This window comes from Bradyrhizobium sp. 31Argb, from assembly GCF_043638955.1.
GTDB lineage: Bacteria > Pseudomonadota > Alphaproteobacteria > Rhizobiales > Xanthobacteraceae > Bradyrhizobium.
On sequence record NZ_JBEGDB010000423.1, the window covers coordinates 1 to 4,910 of the forward strand.

General features: G+C 62.9%; 4 protein-coding genes. 1 reads left to right on the top strand and 3 read right to left on the bottom strand.

What is annotated here, in order from left to right; translation table 11 throughout:
* Positions 1 to 221: 221 nt before the first annotated feature.
* The gene (locus AAFX91_RS39100; protein ID WP_282532437.1) at positions 222 to 1,031 is read left to right on the top strand and encodes an SDR family oxidoreductase; all 810 of its coding nucleotides are present in this window, start codon (positions 222 to 224) and stop codon (positions 1,029 to 1,031) included.
* Positions 1,032 to 1,159: 128 nt separating this feature from the next.
* Here AAFX91_RS39100 and AAFX91_RS39105 read toward each other — a convergent pair whose 3' ends face one another.
* The 3 genes from AAFX91_RS39105 to boxC form a co-directional block, all read right to left on the bottom strand.
* Positions 1,160 to 1,432, bottom strand: a complete 273-nt coding sequence (locus AAFX91_RS39105; protein ID WP_282532436.1) for a hypothetical protein — start codon at positions 1,430 to 1,432, stop codon at positions 1,160 to 1,162.
* 24 nt (positions 1,433 to 1,456) lie between these two features.
* Positions 1,457 to 2,908 (bottom strand): benzoyl-CoA 2,3-epoxidase subunit BoxB, encoded by a 1,452-nt coding sequence (gene boxB, locus AAFX91_RS39110; protein WP_394570060.1) that lies wholly within the window; start codon positions 2,906 to 2,908, stop codon positions 1,457 to 1,459.
* Positions 2,909 to 3,026: 118 nt separating this feature from the next.
* Positions 3,027 to 4,715 carry a 2,3-epoxybenzoyl-CoA dihydrolase gene (gene boxC / locus AAFX91_RS39115; protein ID WP_394570061.1) on the bottom strand — a complete coding sequence of 563 codons (1,689 nt, stop codon included), beginning with the start codon at positions 4,713 to 4,715 and terminating at the stop codon, positions 3,027 to 3,029.
* Between the last annotated feature and the right edge of the window lie 195 nt (positions 4,716 to 4,910).

The following is a 4,910-nucleotide window of genomic DNA, read 5'->3' on the forward strand; positions in this document are numbered from 1 at the left end:
CTCGTTTGAGATTTCGACAACCTCATTCTGGCACAACTGATGCCGTAGGGGGCCGTCCACCCCATCAACCACAGGGTGCGGCTGTGTAAGGAAAGTGTCGACCGGATCGCTTCACCGATAGATTTCCGCGGTATGGGTCCCGGCCTTCGCCGGGACGACGGGATTCTTGACTCGTCTCGGTGCTCCTTTCACAACCTTGGGCAACACATTTGGAGGAACGCATGTTCAAGGATCTGTTTTCACTCAAGAGCCGCGTTGCGCTGGTGACGGGCGGATCGCGCGGCATCGGCAGGATGATCGCCGCGGGCTTCCTCGCGCAAGGCGCGGCCAAGGTCTACATCACCGCGCGGAAAGCCGGGCCGTGCGAGGAGACCGCAAAGGAGCTTTCGGCGGAGTATGGCGGCGAATGCATCGCGCTGCCGATCGACATCTCCGGTCTCGCCGGCATCGAGATGCTGGCCGCCGAGATCAAGAAGCGCGAGCCGAGGCTCGACATCCTCGTCAACAATGCCGGCGCGGCATGGGGCGCCGACTTCGACGAGTTTCCGGAAAGCGGCTGGGACAAGGTGATGAACCTCAACGTCAAGGCGCCGTTCTTCCTGACCAAGGCGCTGGCGGCGCCGCTGCGCGCGGCCGCAAGCGCCGAGCGGCCGGCGAAGGTGATCAACATCGCCTCGATCGACGGCATCTTCGTCAACCCGCTGGAGACCTATTCCTATGCCGCAAGCAAGGCCGGCTTGATCCACCTGACGCGGCGGATGGCGGTGAAGCTGATCGGCGATCATGTGGTGGTCACCGCGATCGCGCCGGGGCCGTTCAAATCGGACTTGAACCGCGCGGCGCGCGACAATGCCGAGGAGGTCGCGACGAAGGTGCCGTCGGGCCGGATCGGCACCGACGAGGACATGGCGGGTGCTGCGATCTATCTCGCCTCCCGCGCCGGCGACTATGTGGTCGGCGCCACCATCACGGTGGACGGCGGCATCGTCTATGCGAATGCCGGGATCAAGGGCAGCGGCTGGGATTCGTAGCGAGGTACGCATTCGTAGCGGGTGGAGCGAAAGCGAAACCCGGGACATCGGAGTCGATGTTTACGGGCGGCCCCGGGTTACGCTTGCGCTCCACCCGGGCTACGGGACTAAGATCGCCCGCGGCAGCGTCACTCGTATTCGTGGTCAGCGCGCGGCGCGTTGGGCAGTTCGCGATCGAGCGCCTCCCGGTATCGCAGGCAGCCACGCAAGAATTTCGGCCATGGCGGGACGGCAACCTCCGGCGCAACCCGTTCGGGAAGCAGCCCCCACAGGTCGGGATGATGCCAGCACAAATCGTGACCAGTGCTGTCCCGGTGCGCGCGGATACCTGCCCGCAGGCGTTTCACCTCCGCGACCAGTTGGTCGCGGTCCATCCCTTCAAGGTCATGGTCGGGGTCCATGCCGTCTTCTCCCCGAATGCCAGGTTACGACTCGATCTTCACATACTCGAAATCGCCGGGCTTGTTGTCGATACCTACCTTTGGCGCTGAGATCCAGGAGGCGAATTTCCCAATCTCGGTGACGGGCTTCATCAGCGAAGCGATGAACTCGCCATCTTCGATGGTCGGCAACCATTCAGTCTTGCGTTTGTTCCAGGTGGCTGCGTCGATCAGGATTCCCTCGGGCGTCGCCTCGATGTCCTTGAACTCGCCGATGGCGCGATGGAAGGCGACGTGCGGCACTGCGAGCTTGTAGTCGTAGCCTGATGTCGAGATCACCTTGTTCCAGCGCAGCATGCCCTTCACGCAGTCCTGGGTGTAGTCGTCGCGCAGGCGCATGTTGAGCGCGGTCAGCGCCGGCTCGTCGACCAGCTTGAGCTCGCCGTCGATCAGTTTCAGCACCGGATAAGTCGAGTTCTGGAGCTGATGATCGTCATCGATCGTCGTCTCCTTGTAGCGGCCCTTGATGCCGGCGTTGAAGGCGTTGGCGGCGTTGGTCGAGACCTCGGAGCCGAACAAATCGAGCGACAGCGAATAGTGCAGGTTCAGCTTCTTCTGGATGGTCGGCAGGTCGATCACACCGAGCGCCCGCACTTTCGCGATGTCGGTCGGATCCTCGATACCGGCTTCGCGCATCGCCTCGCAGGTCCGCTGCACGACGCGGCTGATGCCGGTTTCGCCGACGAACATGTGGTGCGCCTCTTCCGTCAGCATGAAGCGGCAGGTGCGCGACAGCGGGTCGAAGCCGGACTGTGCCAGCGAATGCAACTGCATCTTGCCGTCGCGGTCGGTGAAATAGGTGAACATGAAGAAGGAGAGCCAATCCGGCATCGCCTCATTGAAAGCACCCAGCATGCGCGGTGCGTCGGCATCGCCCGAGCGGCGGCGCAACAGGTCATCCGCCTCCTCGCGGCCGTCGCGGCCGAAATATTTCTGCAGCAGATAGACCATCGCCCAGAGATGGCGGCCTTCCTCAACATTGACCTGGAACAAATTGCGCATGTCGTAGAGCGAGGGCGCGGTCTTGCCGAGGTGGCGCTGCTGCTCGACGGAGGCCGGCTCGGTGTCGCCCTGGATCACGATCAGCCGCCGCAACATGGCGCGATGCTCGCCCGGCACTTCCTGCCAGGCAGGCTCGCCATAATGGGCACCGAACGGCACCACGCGGTTCTCTTCCTGCGGCGCCAGCAGGATGCCCCAGCGATATTCGGGCATCTTGACGTAGTCGAACTTGGCCCAGCCGCGCGGATCGACCGAATAGGCGGTGCGCAAATAGACCAGCGATTGCTGAAAACCTTCCGGCCCCATGTCGCTCCACCAGTCCATGTAGCCGGGATGCCAGCCCTCCAGCGCCTTCAGGACCTGACGATCCGCCGACAGATTCACGTTGTTGGGAATCTTGGTCGAGTAGTCGACGTTCATGATGTTCATGTTCATGGGGACCTCCCGTTGGAGATAATCTCGTTCAAAGCTTGCTACCGAACACGCGCTCGCGAATAGCGAATGGCGAGTAGCGAATGGAATCCTATTCGCCATTCGCTATTCACTATTCGCCCTAAACTCTCGTCATATCGAACTGCGCCTTCTGGCCGGTGCCGTAGCGGCGCAGCGCGCCCTCTTCGCCGACCGCATTGGGGCGCTGGAAGATCCAGTTCTGCCACGCGGTCAAACGCGCAAAGATTTTCGATTCCATGGTCTCGGGACCGACGAAGCGCAGGTTCGCTTCCATGCCGGTGAGGCCGTCGGGGGAGAAGCTGGTGCGCTCCTCGAGGAACACGCGCACCTCGTCGTCCCAGTCGATGTCGTCGAGCGCGAAGGTGACGAGGCCGAGCTCCTCGGCCTCTTCCGCATCGAGCGCCTTGCCGATCGCGCCACGCGCGCGCTCCAGATCGGCAGGATCGGCCTGGAAGCGCGATTGCAGCCGGGTGAGCCCGTGGCTCATCGGATAGGGTCCAAAATTCATCGCGGTGAGCTGGATCGCGGGCGGCGGGCGGTTGTCGCCCTCGCGCGAGCCGATCAGCATGTAGGAGCGATCGGCCGCGAACACGAGTTCGGCGAGCGTGCCGACGAAGCAGGAGCCGGGCTCGACCAGCGTCACCAGCGTGCGCGAGGTGACGTCGATGCGCTTCAGCACGCGCTTCCAAATGTGCCTGATCTCGTTGACCAGCCAATATGTCTTGTTGGCCTCGCGGAAGTCGTCATAGGCGGCGACACGAGCGGGATCGCCGTGGCTCTTGAACACCAGCATCGCGATCCCAAGCTCGTTGATGCGCAGATGCAGGATCGCATCGTCAAGCTCGCGCGCGACCTGCAGCGGCCAGAACGCGGCGCCTTGCGCGATCAGGCCGTCGACATCGGCAGGCGGCGCAGCCTCCGGCGCCTGGATCGAGATCGTCGCGATGCGCGCAGGCCGATCGATATCGACGCTGACGAAGCCGTAGCGGATGCTGTTCTCGTCGATCACGCGGTTGAGCGGCGAGAGCGCAATGCCCTTGCCGCTGCCGTTGCGGGTCGATTTGGCGGCGAATTCCTTGACGCGCTCGGCGAGCTTGCCTTCCAGCTTGCTGTTCGGCGCGATCTCGTCGACGAGGCGCCACTGCACCGCGCGCTTGCCCTTGATGCCCTCCTCGATGGTGCAAAAGAAGTCGGCATGGTCGCGGCGCACCTTGCGCTTGTCGACGACGCGCGTCAGCCCGCCGGTGCCCGGCAGCACCGCGAGCAGCGGCACTTCCGGCAGCGCCACGGCGGCCGCGCCGTCGTCGGCGAGGATGATGTGGTCGGTCGCGAGCGCGAGCTCATAGCCGCCGCCGGCCGCGGTGCCGTTGACGACGGTGATGAAGCGTTGGCCGGAATTCTCGGAGGAGTCCTCGATCCCGTTGCGGGTCTCATTGGTGAATTTGCAGAAATTGACCTTGTGCGCGTGCGTCGAGCCCGCGAGCATGCGGATGTTGGCGCCGGCGCAGAACACGCGGTTCTTGCCCGAGCGCATCACCACGACCTTCACATCGGGGTGCTCGAAGCGCAGCCGCTGCACGGCGTCAGCGAGTTCGATGTCGACGCCGAGGTCGTAGGAATTGAGCTTGAGCTGGTAGCCTTCGAACAGGCCGGCATTCTCATCGACGTCCATGGTCAGGGTTGCGACCTCGCCGTCGACATCGAGCTTCCAATGCCTGTACCGGGACGGGTCGGTCTGAAAATCGATGTATTTCGCGCCGTTTGCGAGCACGCGATCCTCACCGGCCATGAGCCACCCTTGTGCGTTATTGGTTATCTGATCATGCATAATAATGCATGTTTTGGGACGGGTCTAGTCAAAAACGCGAGAACATGCACTTTGCTTCATGTTCCTGCCGCTAGGCCGGCGGCCTAGGCCGTGTGGACTCTTGGGATTCTCAAATCAGATTGAACGTGATTCAAGGCTTTCTTTTAGGAGGAAGCC

Coding starts and splice junctions, on each gene's coding strand:
- AAFX91_RS39105 (WP_282532436.1), bottom strand. CDS start 1,432: ATGGACCCCGACCATGACCTTGAAGGGATGGACCGCGACCAACTGGTC.
- boxC (WP_394570061.1), bottom strand. CDS start 4,715: ATGGCCGGTGAGGATCGCGTGCTCGCAAACGGCGCGAAATACATCGAT.
- boxB (WP_394570060.1), bottom strand. CDS start 2,908: ATGAACATGAACATCATGAACGTCGACTACTCGACCAAGATTCCCAAC.
- AAFX91_RS39100 (WP_282532437.1), top strand. CDS start 222: ATGTTCAAGGATCTGTTTTCACTCAAGAGCCGCGTTGCGCTGGTGACG.